The following is a 15,460-nucleotide window of genomic DNA, read 5'->3' as shown; positions in this document are numbered from 1 at the left end:
CAATCCAGGGCTGACTATGGGCACTGAAACACTGGCGATTGGCGGTGGGCGCATGTTTCGTTACGCGGTCGGGTCGCTGTTGCTGCTGGCGGGCATGACCCTGCTGGCCGTGCACGGGCTGGAATGGCTGGATCTGCAGCCGCGATTGTCACGCGCATTGCAGGGCGGCGCGATCTGCGCCCTCGGCACGGCGCTCGGCGCGGTGCCGGTGCTGGTGATCCGGCGTATGCCGCAGAGGCTCAGCGATACGCTACTGGGTTTCGGCGCCGGCGTGATGCTGGCGGCGACTGCGTTTTCGCTGATCGTGCCGGGCATCGCTGCTGCCGAAAGTCTGGGCCTGACACCGTTGGCCGCCAGCGGGCTGATTTGCTTCGGCATCATGCTCGGTGCATTCGGTTTGTATCTGGTGGATCTGAAACTGTCCGGCGCCTCACCGGAAATGCTCGTCGGTACCCCCGAGCACCCGGTGATTCCGCCGCGCATCTGGCTGTTCGTCTTCGCCATCATTGCTCACAACATCCCGGAAGGCATGGCGGTGGGGGTGTCCGCTGGCGGCGGCATGCCGGATGCCGACAGTCTGGCGATGGGCATCGCCTTGCAGGATGTGCCAGAGGGATTGGTGATTGCGCTGGTACTGGCGGGGGCGGGAATGTCGCGGGTCAAGGCATTCTTGATCGGTGCGGCGTCAGGACTGGTCGAACCGGTGTTTGCACTGCTCTGTGCCTGGCTGGTCAGTCTGGCGGAGCTGTTATTGCCGATGGGGCTGGCGCTGGCGGCGGGGGCGATGTTGCTGGTGGTGACGCACGAAGTCATTCCAGAATCGCGCCGCAATGGTCATGACAAGCTGGCCAGTCTTGGCTTGCTGATCGGGTTTTGTCTGATGATGGTGATGGATACGGCGTTGGGTTGAATATCAAAAGATCGCAGCCTGCGGCAGCTCCTACATTGGAATGCGTTCACTGTAGGAGCTGCCGCAGGCTGCGATCTTTTGATCTTTTGATCTTTAAACGATCAACCACCCTCATCGAAGTAGTTGTTGATCAACGCCACCAGCGCATCCAGCGCTTCCTGTTCCTGATGGCCTTCGGTGCTCAGATAGATCTTCGTACCCTTGCCGGCGGCGAGCATCATCATCGCCATGATGCTTTTGCCATCCACTGTGGTTTCTGGCGTGCGACCCACTCTGATCGTGCAATCCGGGAACTGGCCCGCCACCCCGACGAACTTGGCCGACGCTCGGGCGTGCAGGCCCAGTTTATTGATGATTTCGATTTCCAGAGCAGGCATCGCGGTGTGAATCCTTTAAGTGAGGTCGCGGTGGCGAACCTGGACGTTCTTCAGGGTTTTCTGCAGGGCCTGACCCAGACGTTCGGTCAGGTAAACGGAGCGGTGATGCCCGCCGGTGCAGCCAATGGCAATGGTGACATAGGCGCGATTACTCGCGGCAAAGCGTGGCAGCCATTTGTACAGGTAGCCGTAGATATCTTGAAACATCTCCTCAACCTCCGGTTGTGCAGCCAGGTACTCGGCGACCGGTGCGTCGAGACCCGATTGTGCACGCAGTTCCGGTTTCCAGTAAGGATTGGGCAGGCAGCGCACATCGAACACCAGATCCGCGTCCACCGGCATGCCGCGCTTGAAGCCGAACGACTCGACCAGAAACGCCGTGCCCGGTTCCGGCTGGTTCAGCAGTCGCAGCTTGATGGTGTCACGCAACTGGTACAGATTCAGATTGGTGGTGTTGACCTTGAGGTCGGCCAGGTCGGCGATCGGGCCGAGCAGGGCGGTTTCATCTTCGATCGCTTCGGCCAGCGAGCGGTTGGCAGTGCTCAATGGATGGCGCCGGCGGGTTTCCGAGAAGCGCTTGAGCAGGGTTTCTTCGTCGGCATCCAGATACAGCACATCGCACTGGATGTGCCGGGCACGGACTTCTTCAAGCAGTTCGGGGAAACGCGACAGGTGGCTCGGCAGATTGCGTGCATCGATCGACACGGCCACCAGCGGCTGGGCCAGTTCGGTGTGAATCAGGGCGCGTTCGGCGAGTTCCGGCAGCAGACCGGCCGGCAGGTTGTCGATGCAGTAGTAGCCGTTGTCCTCAAGGACATTCAGGGCGGTACTTTTACCCGAGCCGGAGCGGCCGCTGACGATGATCAAACGCATGATTAATGACCGTTCTGCTCGCTCAGGACGACCTGATACAAGGCTTCGTTGCTCGGTGCGCTGCGCAGTTTTTCGCGCACTTCCTTGCGATCGAGCATGCTGGCGATCTGGCGCAGTAATTCCAGGTGGGCATCGGTGGCCGCTTCCGGGACCAGCAGTACAAACAGCAGGTCGACCGGTGCGCCGTCGATGGCATCGAAATCGATGGGGGCATCAAGGTGCATCAACGCGCTGATAGGCGCTTCACAGCCTTTGAGGCGACAGTGGGGAATGGCGATGCCGTTGCCGAAACCGGTGGATCCGAGTTTCTCACGGGCTACCAGGCTCTCGAAAACATCCTGCATGGCCAGATCCGGCACTTCTTTATGGATGAGGTTGGCAATCTGTTCGAGGGCTTTCTTTTTACTGCCGCCCGGCACGTTCACCAGGGAACGGCCGGGGGTCAGGATACTTTCAAGTCGGATCATGGGTTGGGAGTGTTAACGACCTGTCGCGCCCTGAAGGAGGCTCTGGGTCTTTTCCTTATGCTTTTTGAGTTGGCGATCCAGCTTGTCGGTCAGTGAGTCGATCGCAGCGTACATGTCAGTATCTTCTGCGTTAGCGACCACTTCGCTGCCGGGTATATGCAAGGTGGCTTCGATTTTCTGCTTGAGCTTTTCGACGCACATCGTGACTTGCACGTTGGTGATCTTGTCGAAATGGCGCTCCAATCGTTCGAGTTTCTCGTTGATGTAGGTGCGCAGAGGTTCGGTCACTTCCAGTTGGTGTCCACTGATGTTGACTTGCATACAGCTTCTCCTTCGTTGCCAGTGCATAAAGCGGCAGGCCGAAGAGCCTGCCACTGGAACGCTGTAACGTGGCTTACATCAACCGCTTGCGTTCGCTCGAAGGCGCGATCCCGAGGGATTCGCGGTACTTGGCGACGGTGCGGCGAGCCACCTGAATGCCTTGTGCCTCCAGTAAACCAGCGATCTTGCTGTCACTCAACGGCTTTTTCTGATTTTCCGCCGCAACCAGTTTTTTGATGATCGCGCGGATCGCCGTCGACGAGCATTCACCGCCTTCGGAGGTGCTGACGTGGCTGGAGAAAAAGTATTTCAGTTCATAAATACCGCGCGGGGTATGCATGAATTTCTGCGTGGTGACCCGGGAAATCGTCGATTCGTGCATGCCGACCGCCTCGGCGATGTCATGCAGGACCAACGGCTTCATGGCTTCATCGCCATACTCCAGGAAGCCGCGCTGATGCTCGACGATCTGGGTGGCCACCTTCATCAGGGTTTCGTTGCGGCTTTGCAGGCTCTTGATGAACCAGCGTGCCTCTTGCAACTGGTTGCGCATGAAGGTGTTGTCGGCGCTGGTGTCGGCGCGACGGACGAAACCGGCGTACTGCGCGTTAACCCGCAGACGGGGCACTGACTCCTGATTCAGCTCGACCAGCCAGCGTTCGTTATCCTTGCGCACAATGACGTCGGGCACCACGTACTCGGCTTCGGTCGATTCGATCTGCGAGCCCGGACGCGGATTGAGGCTTTGCACCAGTTCGATGACCTGACGCAACTCGTCTTCCTTGAGCTTCATACGCCGCATCAACTGGCTGTAGTCGCGACTGCCGAGCAGATCGATGTAATCGCTGACCAGACGTTTGGCTTCGTTGAGCCACGGGGTCTTGGCCGGGAGCTGACGCAGTTGCAGCAGCAGGCATTCGCCGAGGTTGCGCGCGCCGATACCGGCCGGTTCGAACTGCTGAATGCGGTGCAGAACGGCTTCGATCTCGTCCAGCTCGATGTCGAGCTCCGGATCAAAGGCGTCGAGAATTTCTTCGAGGGTTTCGTCCAGGTAGCCCTGATTGTTGATGCAATCGATCAGGGTCACGGCGATCAGGCGGTCGGTGTCGGACATCGGCGCCAGGTTCAATTGCCACAGCAGATGGCTTTGCAGGCTTTCGCCGGCGGACGTGCGGGTGGTGAAGTCCCACTCGTCGTCATCGCTGCTGGGCAGGCTGCTGGCGCTGGTCTGGTAGACGTCTTCCCAGGCGGTATCAACGGGCAGTTCGTTAGGAATGCGCTCGTTCCATTCGCCATCTTCCAGATTGTCCACCGTCGGGGCGGCTTCCTGATAGGACGGTTCCTGAATGTCGGTGTTGGGTTTTTGTTCGGCGTTGTCGGCCAAAGGATCGGTATTGTCGAAGTCGTCGCCTTCTTCCTGGCGTTCGAGCATCGGATTGGATTCCAGGGCCTCCTGGATTTCCTGTTGCAGGTCCAGGGTCGACAATTGGAGCAGGCGGATGGCCTGTTGCAGCTGCGGTGTCATCGTCAGCTGCTGGCCCATTCTCAAGACTAGCGATGGTTTCATGGCAGGGGCTTAACACCTTATTCGCCGGCGCGCATGCGCCATCCACTACAGGGCGCCGGAGCGCCAAACTTAAGCAAATTATATGCCTGAAACTGTCGTGTTTGCCTAGAGCGCTGTAACAATAAAAGCGTATAAAAGCCTGCTTCATCGATACAGCACCCAGAGGCTGGCCAAGTGCCTTGGTGCTTACAGGCGGAACTCGTGGCCCAGATACACTTCCTTCACCAGATCGTTGGCAAGGATGGTCGCAGCATCGCCTTCGGCGATCAGTTGACCGTCGTTGACGATGTAGGCGGTTTCGCAGATATCCAGGGTCTCACGCACGTTGTGGTCGGTGATAAGAACACCGATGCCCTTGGCCTTGAGGTGATGGATGATCTGCTTGATGTCGCCGACCGAAATCGGGTCGACACCGGCGAACGGTTCGTCGAGCAGGATGAATTTCGGTGCGGTCGCCAGGGCGCGGGCGATTTCCACCCGGCGGCGTTCACCACCGGACAGGCTCATGCCGAGGTTGTCGCGGATGTGGCTGATGTGGAATTCCTGCAGCAGGCTTTCCAGTTCCTTGCGACGACCGGCCTTGTCGAGTTCCGTGCGGGTTTCGAGGATGGCCATGATGTTATCGGCCACCGACAATTTGCGGAAGATCGACGCTTCTTGCGGCAGATAGCCGATACCGGCCTTGGCGCGGCCGTGCATCGGCTGATGGCTGACGTCCAGATCATCGATCAGCACGCGACCCTGATCGGCCTGCACAAGGCCGACGATCATGTAGAAACAGGTGGTCTTGCCGGCACCGTTCGGGCCGAGCAGGCCAACGATCTGGCCGCTGTCGATCGACAGGCTGACGTCGCGCACAACCTGGCGGCTTTTATAGGCCTTGGCCAGGTGTTGAGCTTTCAGAGTTGCCATTACTGGGTTTTCTCGTCGGTTTTCTTCTTCGGCTGGATCACCATGTCGATACGCGGACGCGCTTCGGTGACTTTGCTGCCGGTAGCGCGACCGGCACTGGCCAGTTTCTTCACCGTGTCATAGACGATTTTCTCGCCCTGAGTGGTGTTGTTGTCCTTGTCGACAACCTTGGCCTTGTCGATCAGCACGACGCGGTTTTGCGCGGCGTGGTACTGAATCGTCACGCCCCAGCCCTGAACAGGCTTGGCGTCACCCTGGGTTTGCAGTTGCTCGAAGTAGGCAAGGTTGCCCACCGAGGTCACCACGTCGATATCGCCGGTCGGAGTACGGGTGATGGTCACCGTATTGCCCTTAACGATCATTGAGCCCTGGGTGATGATCACATCACCTTTATAGGTGGCGATGCCGTTCTTGTCGTCCAGTTGGGCGTCGTCGGCCTGAATGCGGATAGGTTGCTGCTGATCGTTCGGCAGAGCCCAGGCGCTCACGCTTCCCAGTGCTGCGCCCAGACTGAGCAAAATAGGGAGGGTTTTAACGAGCCTCATACTGTCCTCTTACGTTCGATTGCAGGTGTATCCTGCTTTCCTTCAAATACGCCTTCATTCCCACGCCAGTCGATACACCGCCAGCGCCGTCGATTCTAACGGGTTGCTCGGTCTGCGCATATTGCTGCTGAGGGAACACCGTCATGCGTGTGCTGGTGATCAGGGTGTCGCGTTTCTTTTCATCGGTGCGCTTGATGCGTACCGAGTCGATCAATTCTACCTGCGTTCCGTCCGGATTCACTTCGCCGCGTTCGCTGGTCACGTGCCACGGAAACTCGGTGCCGCGATACATGTTGAGGTCGGGTTTGGTAACCAGAGTCACATCCGTCGCTTTCAGGTGTTCGGCCTTGTCCGACGTCATTTCGTACTGCACTTTGCCGTCCGGCAGATATTGCAGGGTATGCGTATTGGTGGCGTACCAGTCGATGGCAGTGTCTTCGACCTTGGCCACAGGCTTGTCGAGGAAACGTTCCGGACTGATGTTCCAGTAGCCGACCGCCGCAAACATCGCAGCGATGCAGCCGAACAGCAGGAAGTTGCGAAATTTTTTGCTAAACATGATTTGGCTCACAGGTACGCGGCGTTGGCCGCATCGAGGCGGCCCTGGGCGCGCAGGATCAATTCGCAGAATTCGCGGGCGGCACCTTCGCCACCGCGGGCCCGAGTGACGCCATGGGCGTGTTCGCGCACGAAGTCGGCAGCATTGGCAACGGCCATGCCCAGCCCTACGCGGCGGATCACCGGCAAGTCAGGCAGGTCGTCACCCAGGTAGGCGACCTGTTCATAGCTTAGGCCCAGTTGCGCCAGCAGGCCGTCCAGAACCACCAATTTGTCTTCGCGACCCTGAAACAGGTGCGGGATACCGAGGTTCTTCGCCCGGCGTTCAACCACCGGGGTCTTGCGGCCACTGATGATGGCAGTCTCGACACCGGCATTCATCAGCATCTTGATGCCCTGGCCGTCGAGGGTGTTGAAGGTCTTGAATTCGCTGCCGTCTTCGAGGAAGTACAGGCGCCCGTCGGTGAGGACGCCGTCGACGTCGAACACCGCCAGTTTGATCGCTTTGCCGCGTTGCAGCAGATCGGTGGTCATTACATCACTCCTGCACGCAGCAGATCGGAGAGGTTGAAGGCGCCGATCGGGCGATCTTCTTCGTCCACGACAACCAGTGCGTTGATTCGGTGGTCTTCCATGATTTTCAGGGCTTCGGCGGCGAGCATCTCGGGCCGTGCGGTCTTGCCGTGTGCGGTCATGACCTGGTCGATGGTGGCGCTGCGGATGTCGATGCTGCGGTCCAGCGTGCGGCGCAAATCGCCGTCGGTGAAGATTCCGGCCAGTTTGCCATCGGCTTCAACGATCGCGGTCATGCCCAGACCCTTGCGGGTCATTTCCATGAGCGCGTCCTTGAGCAGGGTGCCGCGCTGCACTTGCGGCAGCTCTTGCCCGGCATGCATGACGTTTTCCACTTTCAGCAGCAGGCGTCGACCCAGAGCGCCGCCCGGGTGTGAAAAGGCAAAATCTTCGGCGGTGAAACCCCGCGCTTCCAGCAGCGCCACGGCCAGGGCATCGCCCATGACCAGCGCGGCGGTGGTCGAGGAAGTCGGTGCCAGGTTCAGCGGGCAGGCTTCGTGTTCGACATGAACGTTGAGATTGACTTCGGCAGCTTTGGCCAGCGGCGACTGCGGATTGCCGGTGAGGCTGATCAACTGGATGCCGAGGCGCTTGATCAATGGCAGCAGGGTGACGATTTCGTTGGTCGAGCCGGAGTTGGAGAGGGCGAGGATCACGTCGTCGCGGGTGATCATGCCCATGTCGCCATGGCTGGCTTCGGCCGGGTGGACGAAAAATGCCGGGGTGCCGGTGCTGGCCAGGGTCGCGGCAATCTTGTTGCCGACGTGCCCGGATTTGCCCATGCCGACCACGACCACACGGCCTTTGCTGGCCAGAATCATCTCGCAAGCGCGTACGAAATCGGCGTCGATATGGGGCAACAAGCCTTGTACGGCTTCCACTTCGAGGCGGATGGTGCGTTGTGCCGATTGAATCAGGTCGCTGGATTGGCTCATGTCAGAAATCGTATAGCCCGATGAAAAGGCGGCGATTATAGCGGTTATGTTGAAAAGCCTCACGCAAGTTCGTCGTGCTTTGTCATTCCTCGTAACCAAAACCCTGAAAAAGCGCGGCCGCGCCTGTCATATCGCTGAACACAGGGGGGCATGGGCCTTGGGCGCTTGGCCTTTGCAGTGATATAGTTCGCCGCCAGTTCGGCCTGCCCGGGAGGTATGTGCTTTCTGCGGAAAGCCAGGCGTCCGAGTGAGAGGCTGCATCGCAAGGAGTTTAGATGAGTGCCGATAACGCCTACGCGGTCGAGCTGAAGGGAGTATCCTTCAAGCGCGGTGCGCGCAGCATTTTCAATAACGTCGATATTCGCATCCCGCGTGGCAAGGTTACCGGCATCATGGGACCTTCCGGGTGCGGCAAGACCACTTTGTTGCGCTTGATGGGTGCACAGTTGCGTCCTTCCAGCGGCGAAGTCTGGGTCAACGGCCAGAACCTGCCGACGCTGTCGCGCAGTGATCTGTTCGATGCGCGCAAGCACATGGGCGTGCTGTTTCAAAGCGGCGCGCTGTTCACCGATCTCGATGTCTTCGAGAACGTCGCTTTCCCCCTGCGCGTTCATACGCAATTGCCGGATGAAATGATCCGCGACATCGTCCTGCTCAAATTGCAGGCGGTCGGTCTGCGCGGTGCGATCGAGCTGATGCCCGACGAGCTGTCCGGGGGCATGAAGCGTCGGGTCGCCCTGGCCCGGGCGATTGCGCTCGATCCGCAGATTCTCATGTATGACGAGCCTTTCGTCGGTCAGGATCCGATCGCCATGGGCGTGCTGGTACGCCTGATCCGTCTGCTCAACGATGCGCTGGGGATCACCAGCATCGTGGTCTCCCACGATCTGGCCGAAACCGCGAGCATCGCTGACTATATCTATGTAGTGGGTGATGGTCAGGTGCTGGGGCAGGGCACGCCGGACGAATTGATGAATTCGGATGAACCGCGTATTCGCCAGTTCATGACCGGCAACCCCGATGGCCCGGTGCCGTATCATTTTCCAGCGACGGATTACCGCGCAGATCTTCTGGGGAAGCGCTGATGCGCAAAATTTCATTAATAGAACGCGTACGCCGGTTCGGCGAGGCGGCGATCGACGCCGTCGCGGTGTTTGGCCGCGCGACCCTGTTCCTGTTTCACGCCCTGCTCGGTCGTGGCGGTATCAGCGGCGGTTTCGGCCTGCTGGTCAAGCAGTTGCATTCGGTCGGCGTGATGTCGCTGGTGATCATCGTCGTGTCGGGGATTTTCATCGGCATGGTGCTGGCGCTGCAGGGCTTCAGTATTCTGTCGAGCTACGGTTCGGAGCAGGCGGTGGGGCAGATGGTCGCCCTGACGTTGCTGCGTGAACTGGGGCCAGTCGTGACGGCGTTGCTGTTTGCCGGGCGTGCCGGTTCGGCGCTGACCGCAGAAATTGGCAACATGAAGTCCACCGAACAGCTTTCCAGCCTGGAAATGATCGGTGTCGATCCGCTCAAATACATTATTGCCCCGCGTCTGTGGGCCGGTTTCATTTCCCTGCCGGTGCTGGCGATGATTTTCAGCGTGGTGGGAATCTGGGGCGGTTCGTGGGTGGCTGTCGACTGGCTTGGCGTGTATGAAGGCTCCTACTGGGCGAACATGCAGAACAGCGTGAACTTCACCAGCGATGTGCTCAACGGCGTCATCAAAAGTATCGTTTTCGCCTTCGTCGTGACCTGGATCGCCGTTTTCCAAGGCTATGACTGTGAGCCCACTTCCGAGGGCATCAGTCGCGCCACCACCAAGACCGTGGTATTCGCCTCGCTGGCGGTACTGGGCCTGGACTTTATTCTGACCGCTTTGATGTTTGGAGATTTCTGATGCAAAACCGCACCCTGGAAATCGGTGTCGGCCTGTTCCTGCTGGCAGGGATCCTGGCTTTGTTGCTACTGGCTCTGCGGGTCAGTGGCCTGTCTCCGACTTCGACCACCGACACCTATAAACTGTATGCCTACTTCGACAACATCGCCGGTTTGACGGTCAGAGCCAAAGTGACCATGGCTGGCGTAACCATCGGCAAGGTCACGGCCATCGATCTGGATCGCGACAGCTTCACCGGTCGGGTAACCCTGCAAGTGGATAAAAAGGTCGACAACCTGCCGACCGACTCCACAGCGTCTATCCTGACCGCTGGCCTGTTGGGCGAGAAGTACATCGGTATCAGCGTGGGCGGGGAAGACACCCGTCTGAAGGATGGTGGAACCATCCACGACACGCAGTCGTCTCTGGTACTGGAAGACCTGATCGGTAAATTCCTGCTCAATACCGTTAGCAAAGACGCCAAATGAGGAGCTTTTGAATGATCTCTACCTTGCGACGTGGCCTGTTGGTGTTGCTTGCGGCACTGCCGATGCTGGCAAGCGCTGCGCCCGGACAGTCGGCGCACGACCTGATTCAGGACACCACGAACCGGATGCTGGCCGACTTGTCGGCCAATAAAGAGAAGTACAAGAAGGATCCGCAGGACTTCTACACGGCGCTGAACACCATCGTCGGACCTGTGGTGGATGCCGAAGGCATTTCCAAGAGCATCATGACGGTCAAGTATTCGCGCAAGGCCACGCCGGCGCAGATGCAGACCTTCCAGGAAAACTTCAAGCGCGGCCTGTTCCAGTTCTATGGCAACGCTTTGCTCGAGTACAACAACCAGGGCATCACGGTTGATCCGGCCAAGGATGAGTCCGGCGATCGCACCAGCGTCGGCATGACCGTCAAGGGCAACAACGGCGCGATCTACCCTGTGCAGTACACGCTGGAGAAGATCAACGGCGAGTGGAAACTGCGCAATGTGATCATCAACGGCATCAACATCGGCAAGCTGTTCCGTGATCAGTTCGCCGACGCGATGCAGCGTAATGGCAACGATCTGGACAAGACCATCAACAATTGGGCTGGCGAAGTGGCCAAGGCCAAGGAAACCACCGAGAAAGCTGCCGAGAAGCCAGCGCAATGAGTGAGGCGGCAGTTCGTATGAGTGACGTCGACGAGCTATTGCTCAGCGGAGTGCTGGATTACCGCACAGGTCCCGACCTGCGCAAGGAAGGCCAGGCGCTGATCAAGTCCAGCAAGGCGGCATCGCTGGTCATCGATTGCTCGGCAGTGAAGAAGTCCAGCAGCGTCGGCTTGTCTTTGCTGCTGTGCTTCATGCGCGATGCCCAGGCGGCCGGCAAGGCCGTCAGCATCCGTGCGATGCCGGAAGACATGCGCGAAATCGCTCAGGTCAGTGAGCTGACCGAGTTGCTGGCGCACCCCTGAACCCGCATCGATAAAAAAGCCCCCCGTCAGAGTCCTGCCAATGCGGGGTTCGCAGGCGCGGGGCTTTTTTGTATGATGTCCGACCCGTGCGCACAGGGCGCCGATTGAGGTTGAGCATGCAGGCCGTAGAAGTGAAGAGCTTCCTTGAAGGAAAGCTGCCAGGAACGCAGGTGGAAGTTGAAGGCGAAGGCTGCAACTTCCAGCTGAACGTGATTAGTGATGAACTGGCGGCGTTGAGCCCGGTCAAGCGTCAGCAAAGCATCTATGCCCATTTGAACCCTTGGATCGCCGATGGCAGCATCCACGCGGTCACTATGAAATTTTTCAGCAGCGCGGCCTGGGCCGAGCGCACCTGAGCCCTAGGGCGTCGAGATTCTTATGGATAAATTGATTATTACCGGTGGCGTTCGTCTTGATGGCGAAATCCGTATCTCCGGGGCGAAGAACTCCGCCCTGCCGATTCTGGCTGCCACCCTGCTGTGCGATGGCCCGGTGACCGTTGGCAACCTGCCGCACCTGCACGACATCACCACCATGATCGAGCTGTTCGGTCGCATGGGCATCGAGCCGGTGATCGACGAGAAGCTCAGCGTCGAAATCGACCCGCGCACCATCAAGACCCTGATCGCGCCGTACGAACTGGTGAAAACCATGCGTGCCTCGATTCTGGTACTGGGCCCGATGGTTGCGCGTTTCGGTGAAGCCGAAGTCGCCCTGCCTGGCGGTTGCGCCATCGGTTCGCGTCCGGTCGACCTGCACATTCGTGGCCTCGAAGCCATGGGCGCGGTGATCGATGTTGAAGGCGGCTACATCAAGGCCAAGGCGCCTGAAGGCGGTCTGCGCGGTGCGCACTTCTTCTTTGATACCGTCAGCGTGACCGGTACCGAAAACATCATGATGGCAGCTGCCCTGGCCAAGGGCCGCAGCGTCCTGCAGAACGCTGCGCGCGAGCCTGAAGTGGTTGACCTGGCGAACTTCCTCAACGCCATGGGCGCCAAGGTATCTGGCGCCGGTACCGACACCATCACCATCGATGGCGTCGAGCGTCTGGGTTCGTGCTTCTACAAAGTCATGCCTGACCGTATCGAAACCGGCACCTACCTGGTGGCCGCTGCGGTCACCGGTGGCCGCGTGAAGGTCAAGGACACTGATCCGACCATTCTTGAAGCGGTCCTGGAAAAGCTCCGTGAGTCCGGTGCGGAAATCACCTGCGGTGAAGACTGGATCGAGCTGAACATGCACGGCAAGCGCCCGAAAGCGGTCAACGTGCGTACCGCGCCGTACCCGGCGTTCCCGACCGACATGCAGGCGCAGTTCATCTCGCTCAACGCCATTGCCGAAGGCACCGGTGCAGTGATCGAGACGATCTTCGAAAACCGTTTCATGCACGTTTACGAACTGCACCGCATGGGCGCCAGGATCCAGGTCGAAGGCAACACCGCGATCGTCACCGGTACTGAAGTCCTGAAGGGCGCGCCAGTGATGGCCACCGACCTGCGTGCTTCGGCCAGCCTGGTGATCTCGGCACTGGTGGCCGAAGGCGACACCCTGATCGACCGCATCTACCACATAGACCGTGGTTACGAGTGCATCGAAGAAAAACTGCAGATGCTGGGCGCCAAGATCCGTCGCGTTCCGGGCTGATTGCTGCATGCGGACACAGGGACGTGTCCACTGAATTTGTTTCGAGTCAAGCCGGTATCCGGCTCGATGTGTGTCCGGCGCCGATTGCGACCGGACATGAGTACCTTGATAAGGACTGACGTTTCCCATGTTGACCATCGCACTGTCCAAGGGCCGCATCCTTGACGACACTCTGCCGCTTCTCGCTGAAGCCGGCATCGTGCCGACCGAGAATCCGGACAAGAGCCGCAAGCTGATCATCCCTACCACTCAGGATGACGTACGTCTGTTGATCGTGCGTGCCACCGACGTGCCGACCTATGTCGAGCATGGCGCGGCCGACCTCGGCGTCGCCGGTAAAGACGTGCTGATGGAATACACCGGTCAGGGCCTTTACGAGCCGCTGGATCTGCAGATTGCCCAGTGCAAGCTGATGACCGCCGGCAAGATCGGCGCGGCCGAGCCCAAGGGCCGTCTGCGCGTGGCGACCAAGTTCGTCAACGTCGCCAAGCGTTACTACGCCGAACAGGGGCGTCAGGTCGACATCATCAAGCTCTACGGTTCGATGGAGCTGGCGCCGCTGATCGGTCTGGCCGACAAGATCATCGACGTGGTCGACACCGGCAACACCCTGCGCGCCAATGGCCTGGAACCTCAGGAACTGATCGCCACGATCAGCTCGCGCCTGGTGGTCAACAAGGCTTCGATGAAGATGCAACACGCCCGAATCCAGGCGTTGATCGATACCCTGCGCAACGCAGTGGAATCGCGACACCGCGGCTGATTCACCTGCGTGACCTTGAGTCGCGCCCGTCTATCCGCCTCATAGCCAGAATCTCAGGTGCCCAAGCGGAAACGACTGGCTAGGGAAGGTGCGCTGACGTTTAATAACGACCGCGCCTTACTCCAAAAGGCAATCTAACAGCAGCAGAACAATTTCTCAGAAGTATAAACGCGTAGTGGCCAGCCTTTTGAAGCAAGGCCCTACGGGTTGGCACTGTGCCCGCACCATGCTGCGTTGCGGGACTCGGTAAGGAAAAACCCTTACCTTCGTCCCACGCCTTGCCTGGTGCGGGCACAGTACCAACGCGATCGTTATTAAACGTCAGCGCACCTTCGGGCGCCTGAGTTTTTGCCATTCCTATGAGGCTCTCGCTATGACCGCACCGACTGCAATTCGCCGACTCAACGCTGCTGACCCGGATTTCGCGCATCATCTGGATCATCTGCTGAGCTGGGAAAGTGTGTCTGACGACTCGGTCAATCAGCGCGTGCTGGACATCATCAAGGCGGTGCGCGAGCGCGGTGACGCGGCGCTGGTCGAGTTCACCCAGAAGTTCGACGGCCTCGAAGTGGCGTCGATGGCCGACCTGATCCTGCCGCGCGAGCGTCTGGAACTGGCCCTGACCCGCATCACCGTGGCACAGCGCGAAGCGCTGGAAAAAGCCGCGGCGCGGGTGCGCAGCTATCACGAAAAACAGAAACAGGATTCCTGGAGCTACACCGAGGCCGACGGCACCGTACTCGGGCAGAAGGTCACGCCGCTGGATCGCGCCGGCCTGTACGTACCGGGCGGCAAGGCGTCGTACCCGTCTTCGGTGTTGATGAACGCGATTCCGGCCAAGGTCGCCGGCGTGACCGAAGTGGTCATGGTCGTGCCGACCCCGCGCGGTGAGCTCAATGAACTGGTGCTGGCGGCGGCGTGCATTGCCGGCGTTGACCGGGTGTTCACCATCGGCGGCGCACAAGCGGTTGCCGCGCTGGCTTACGGCACCGAAAGCGTGCCGCAGGTGGACAAGGTCGTCGGCCCGGGCAACATCTATGTCGCCACCGCCAAGCGTCACGTGTTCGGTCAGGTCGGCATCGACATGATCGCCGGCCCGTCGGAAATCCTTGTGGTGTGCGACGGCCAGACCGATCCGGACTGGATCGCCATGGATCTGTTCTCCCAGGCCGAGCACGACGAAGACGCGCAGGCGATTCTGGTCAGCCCGGACGCCGAATTCCTCGACAAGGTCGCTGCGAGCATCGACAAACTGCTGCCGACCATGGACCGCGCAACCATCATCGAAACCTCGATCAATGGTCGCGGTGCACTGATTCATGTGCGCGACATGGCGCAAGCCATCGAAGTCGCCAACCGTATCGCCCCGGAACACTTGGAGCTGTCGGTCGCTGATCCACAAGCGTGGTTGCCGCAGATCCGTCACGCCGGCGCGATCTTCATGGGCCGCCACACCTCCGAGGCGCTGGGCGACTACTGCGCTGGCCCGAACCACGTGTTGCCGACCTCCGGCACTGCGCGGTTCTCCTCGCCGCTGGGTGTGTACGACTTCCAGAAACGTTCGTCGATCATCTTCTGCTCCGAGGCCGGTGCTTCCGAGCTGGGCAAGACCGCTTCGGTGCTGGCCCGTGGCGAATCCCTGAGTGCGCACGCACGCAGCGCCGAATACCGCATCAAAGCTGAGCAGAAGGGGAACTGA

Annotated in this window: 20 protein-coding genes; 10 read left to right on the top strand and 10 right to left on the bottom strand. The window is 59.6% G+C overall.

The window, feature by feature from the left end; all coding sequences use genetic code 11:
- Window positions 1-16: 16 nt before the first annotated feature.
- The gene (locus tag J1G18_RS22355; protein WP_223008488.1) at window positions 17-910 is read left to right on the top strand and encodes a ZIP family metal transporter; all 894 of its coding nucleotides are present in this window, start codon (window positions 17-19) and stop codon (window positions 908-910) included.
- A 101-nt stretch (window positions 911-1,011) separates the two neighbouring features.
- Here J1G18_RS22355 and J1G18_RS22350 read toward each other — a convergent pair whose 3' ends face one another.
- From J1G18_RS22350 to J1G18_RS22305, 10 genes are all read right to left on the bottom strand, one after another.
- On the bottom strand, window positions 1,012-1,287 hold the full coding sequence (locus J1G18_RS22350; protein WP_003221684.1) for an HPr family phosphocarrier protein: 276 nt from the start codon (window positions 1,285-1,287) through the stop codon (window positions 1,012-1,014).
- A gap of 15 nt (window positions 1,288-1,302) precedes the next feature.
- A complete protein-coding gene (gene rapZ / locus J1G18_RS22345; RefSeq protein WP_027610844.1) occupies window positions 1,303-2,160 on the bottom strand; it encodes an RNase adapter RapZ in 858 nt (285 codons plus the stop codon).
- A gap of 2 nt (window positions 2,161-2,162) precedes the next feature.
- Window positions 2,163-2,627: a PTS IIA-like nitrogen regulatory protein PtsN gene (gene ptsN, locus J1G18_RS22340; RefSeq protein ID WP_027610845.1), complete on the bottom strand. Its 465-nt coding sequence runs from the start codon at window positions 2,625-2,627 to the stop codon at window positions 2,163-2,165.
- Between the two features lie 12 nt (window positions 2,628-2,639).
- Window positions 2,640-2,948, bottom strand: coding sequence for a ribosome hibernation-promoting factor, HPF/YfiA family (hpf, locus tag J1G18_RS22335; RefSeq protein WP_025109458.1), 309 nt, complete (start codon window positions 2,946-2,948; stop codon window positions 2,640-2,642).
- Between the two features lie 73 nt (window positions 2,949-3,021).
- The gene (locus J1G18_RS22330; RefSeq protein ID WP_027610846.1) at window positions 3,022-4,515 is read right to left on the bottom strand and encodes an RNA polymerase factor sigma-54; all 1,494 of its coding nucleotides are present in this window, start codon (window positions 4,513-4,515) and stop codon (window positions 3,022-3,024) included.
- 186 nt (window positions 4,516-4,701) lie between these two features.
- Complete coding sequence (gene lptB, locus J1G18_RS22325) at window positions 4,702-5,427, bottom strand: LPS export ABC transporter ATP-binding protein (RefSeq protein ID WP_007967211.1); 726 nt, start codon at window positions 5,425-5,427, stop codon at window positions 4,702-4,704.
- A complete protein-coding gene (gene lptA / locus J1G18_RS22320) occupies window positions 5,427-5,972 on the bottom strand; it encodes a lipopolysaccharide transport periplasmic protein LptA (protein ID WP_096795357.1) in 546 nt (181 codons plus the stop codon). Before lptA ends, lptB begins: the two co-directional genes overlap by 1 nt.
- Window positions 5,959-6,531, bottom strand: a complete 573-nt coding sequence (lptC, locus tag J1G18_RS22315; RefSeq protein WP_027610848.1) for an LPS export ABC transporter periplasmic protein LptC — start codon at window positions 6,529-6,531, stop codon at window positions 5,959-5,961. The genes lptA and lptC overlap by 14 nt, the downstream gene beginning before the upstream one ends.
- An 8-nt stretch (window positions 6,532-6,539) precedes the next feature.
- A complete protein-coding gene (locus J1G18_RS22310; RefSeq protein ID WP_007967216.1) occupies window positions 6,540-7,064 on the bottom strand; it encodes a KdsC family phosphatase in 525 nt (174 codons plus the stop codon).
- Window positions 7,064-8,038, bottom strand: a complete 975-nt coding sequence (locus J1G18_RS22305; RefSeq protein ID WP_027610849.1) for a KpsF/GutQ family sugar-phosphate isomerase — start codon at window positions 8,036-8,038, stop codon at window positions 7,064-7,066. Before J1G18_RS22305 ends, J1G18_RS22310 begins: the two co-directional genes overlap by 1 nt.
- A gap of 275 nt (window positions 8,039-8,313) precedes the next feature.
- Between J1G18_RS22305 and J1G18_RS22300 the strand changes: the two genes are divergently transcribed.
- The 9 genes from J1G18_RS22300 to hisD all read left to right on the top strand — a co-directional run bounded on the left by J1G18_RS22300 (window position 8,314) and on the right by hisD (window position 15,460).
- Window positions 8,314-9,123 (top strand): ATP-binding cassette domain-containing protein, encoded by an 810-nt coding sequence (locus tag J1G18_RS22300; protein ID WP_003221703.1) that lies wholly within the window; start codon window positions 8,314-8,316, stop codon window positions 9,121-9,123.
- A complete protein-coding gene (mlaE, locus tag J1G18_RS22295) occupies window positions 9,123-9,920 on the top strand; it encodes a lipid asymmetry maintenance ABC transporter permease subunit MlaE (RefSeq protein ID WP_134785443.1) in 798 nt (265 codons plus the stop codon). The genes J1G18_RS22300 and mlaE overlap by 1 nt, the downstream gene beginning before the upstream one ends.
- Window positions 9,920-10,387, top strand: coding sequence for an outer membrane lipid asymmetry maintenance protein MlaD (gene mlaD, locus J1G18_RS22290; protein ID WP_007967220.1), 468 nt, complete (start codon window positions 9,920-9,922; stop codon window positions 10,385-10,387). Before mlaE ends, mlaD begins: the two co-directional genes overlap by 1 nt.
- 11 nt (window positions 10,388-10,398) lie before the next feature.
- Window positions 10,399-11,052: a phospholipid-binding protein MlaC gene (locus tag J1G18_RS22285; protein ID WP_027610852.1), complete on the top strand. Its 654-nt coding sequence runs from the start codon at window positions 10,399-10,401 to the stop codon at window positions 11,050-11,052.
- Entirely contained in the window at window positions 11,049-11,354 is a 306-nt protein-coding gene (locus J1G18_RS22280; RefSeq protein WP_202370167.1) for a lipid asymmetry maintenance protein MlaB, read from the top strand. The genes J1G18_RS22285 and J1G18_RS22280 overlap by 4 nt, the downstream gene beginning before the upstream one ends.
- Before the next feature lie 116 nt (window positions 11,355-11,470).
- Window positions 11,471-11,710 (top strand): BolA family protein, encoded by a 240-nt coding sequence (locus J1G18_RS22275; RefSeq protein ID WP_007953556.1) that lies wholly within the window; start codon window positions 11,471-11,473, stop codon window positions 11,708-11,710.
- 22 nt (window positions 11,711-11,732) lie between these two features.
- On the top strand, window positions 11,733-12,998 hold the full coding sequence (murA, locus tag J1G18_RS22270; RefSeq protein ID WP_027610854.1) for a UDP-N-acetylglucosamine 1-carboxyvinyltransferase: 1,266 nt from the start codon (window positions 11,733-11,735) through the stop codon (window positions 12,996-12,998).
- A gap of 127 nt (window positions 12,999-13,125) precedes the next feature.
- Entirely contained in the window at window positions 13,126-13,761 is a 636-nt protein-coding gene (gene hisG / locus J1G18_RS22265; RefSeq protein WP_007967226.1) for an ATP phosphoribosyltransferase, read from the top strand.
- A gap of 373 nt (window positions 13,762-14,134) precedes the next feature.
- Window positions 14,135-15,460: a histidinol dehydrogenase gene (hisD, locus tag J1G18_RS22260; RefSeq protein ID WP_027610855.1), complete on the top strand. Its 1,326-nt coding sequence runs from the start codon at window positions 14,135-14,137 to the stop codon at window positions 15,458-15,460.

It is taken from the genome of Pseudomonas sp. MIS38, from assembly GCF_019891575.1.
In the GTDB taxonomy this organism is placed as follows: domain Bacteria; phylum Pseudomonadota; class Gammaproteobacteria; order Pseudomonadales; family Pseudomonadaceae; genus Aquipseudomonas; species Aquipseudomonas putida_A.
Note: the sequence above shows the minus strand (reverse complement) of the source record. Positions and strands in the feature narration are given on the sequence as shown.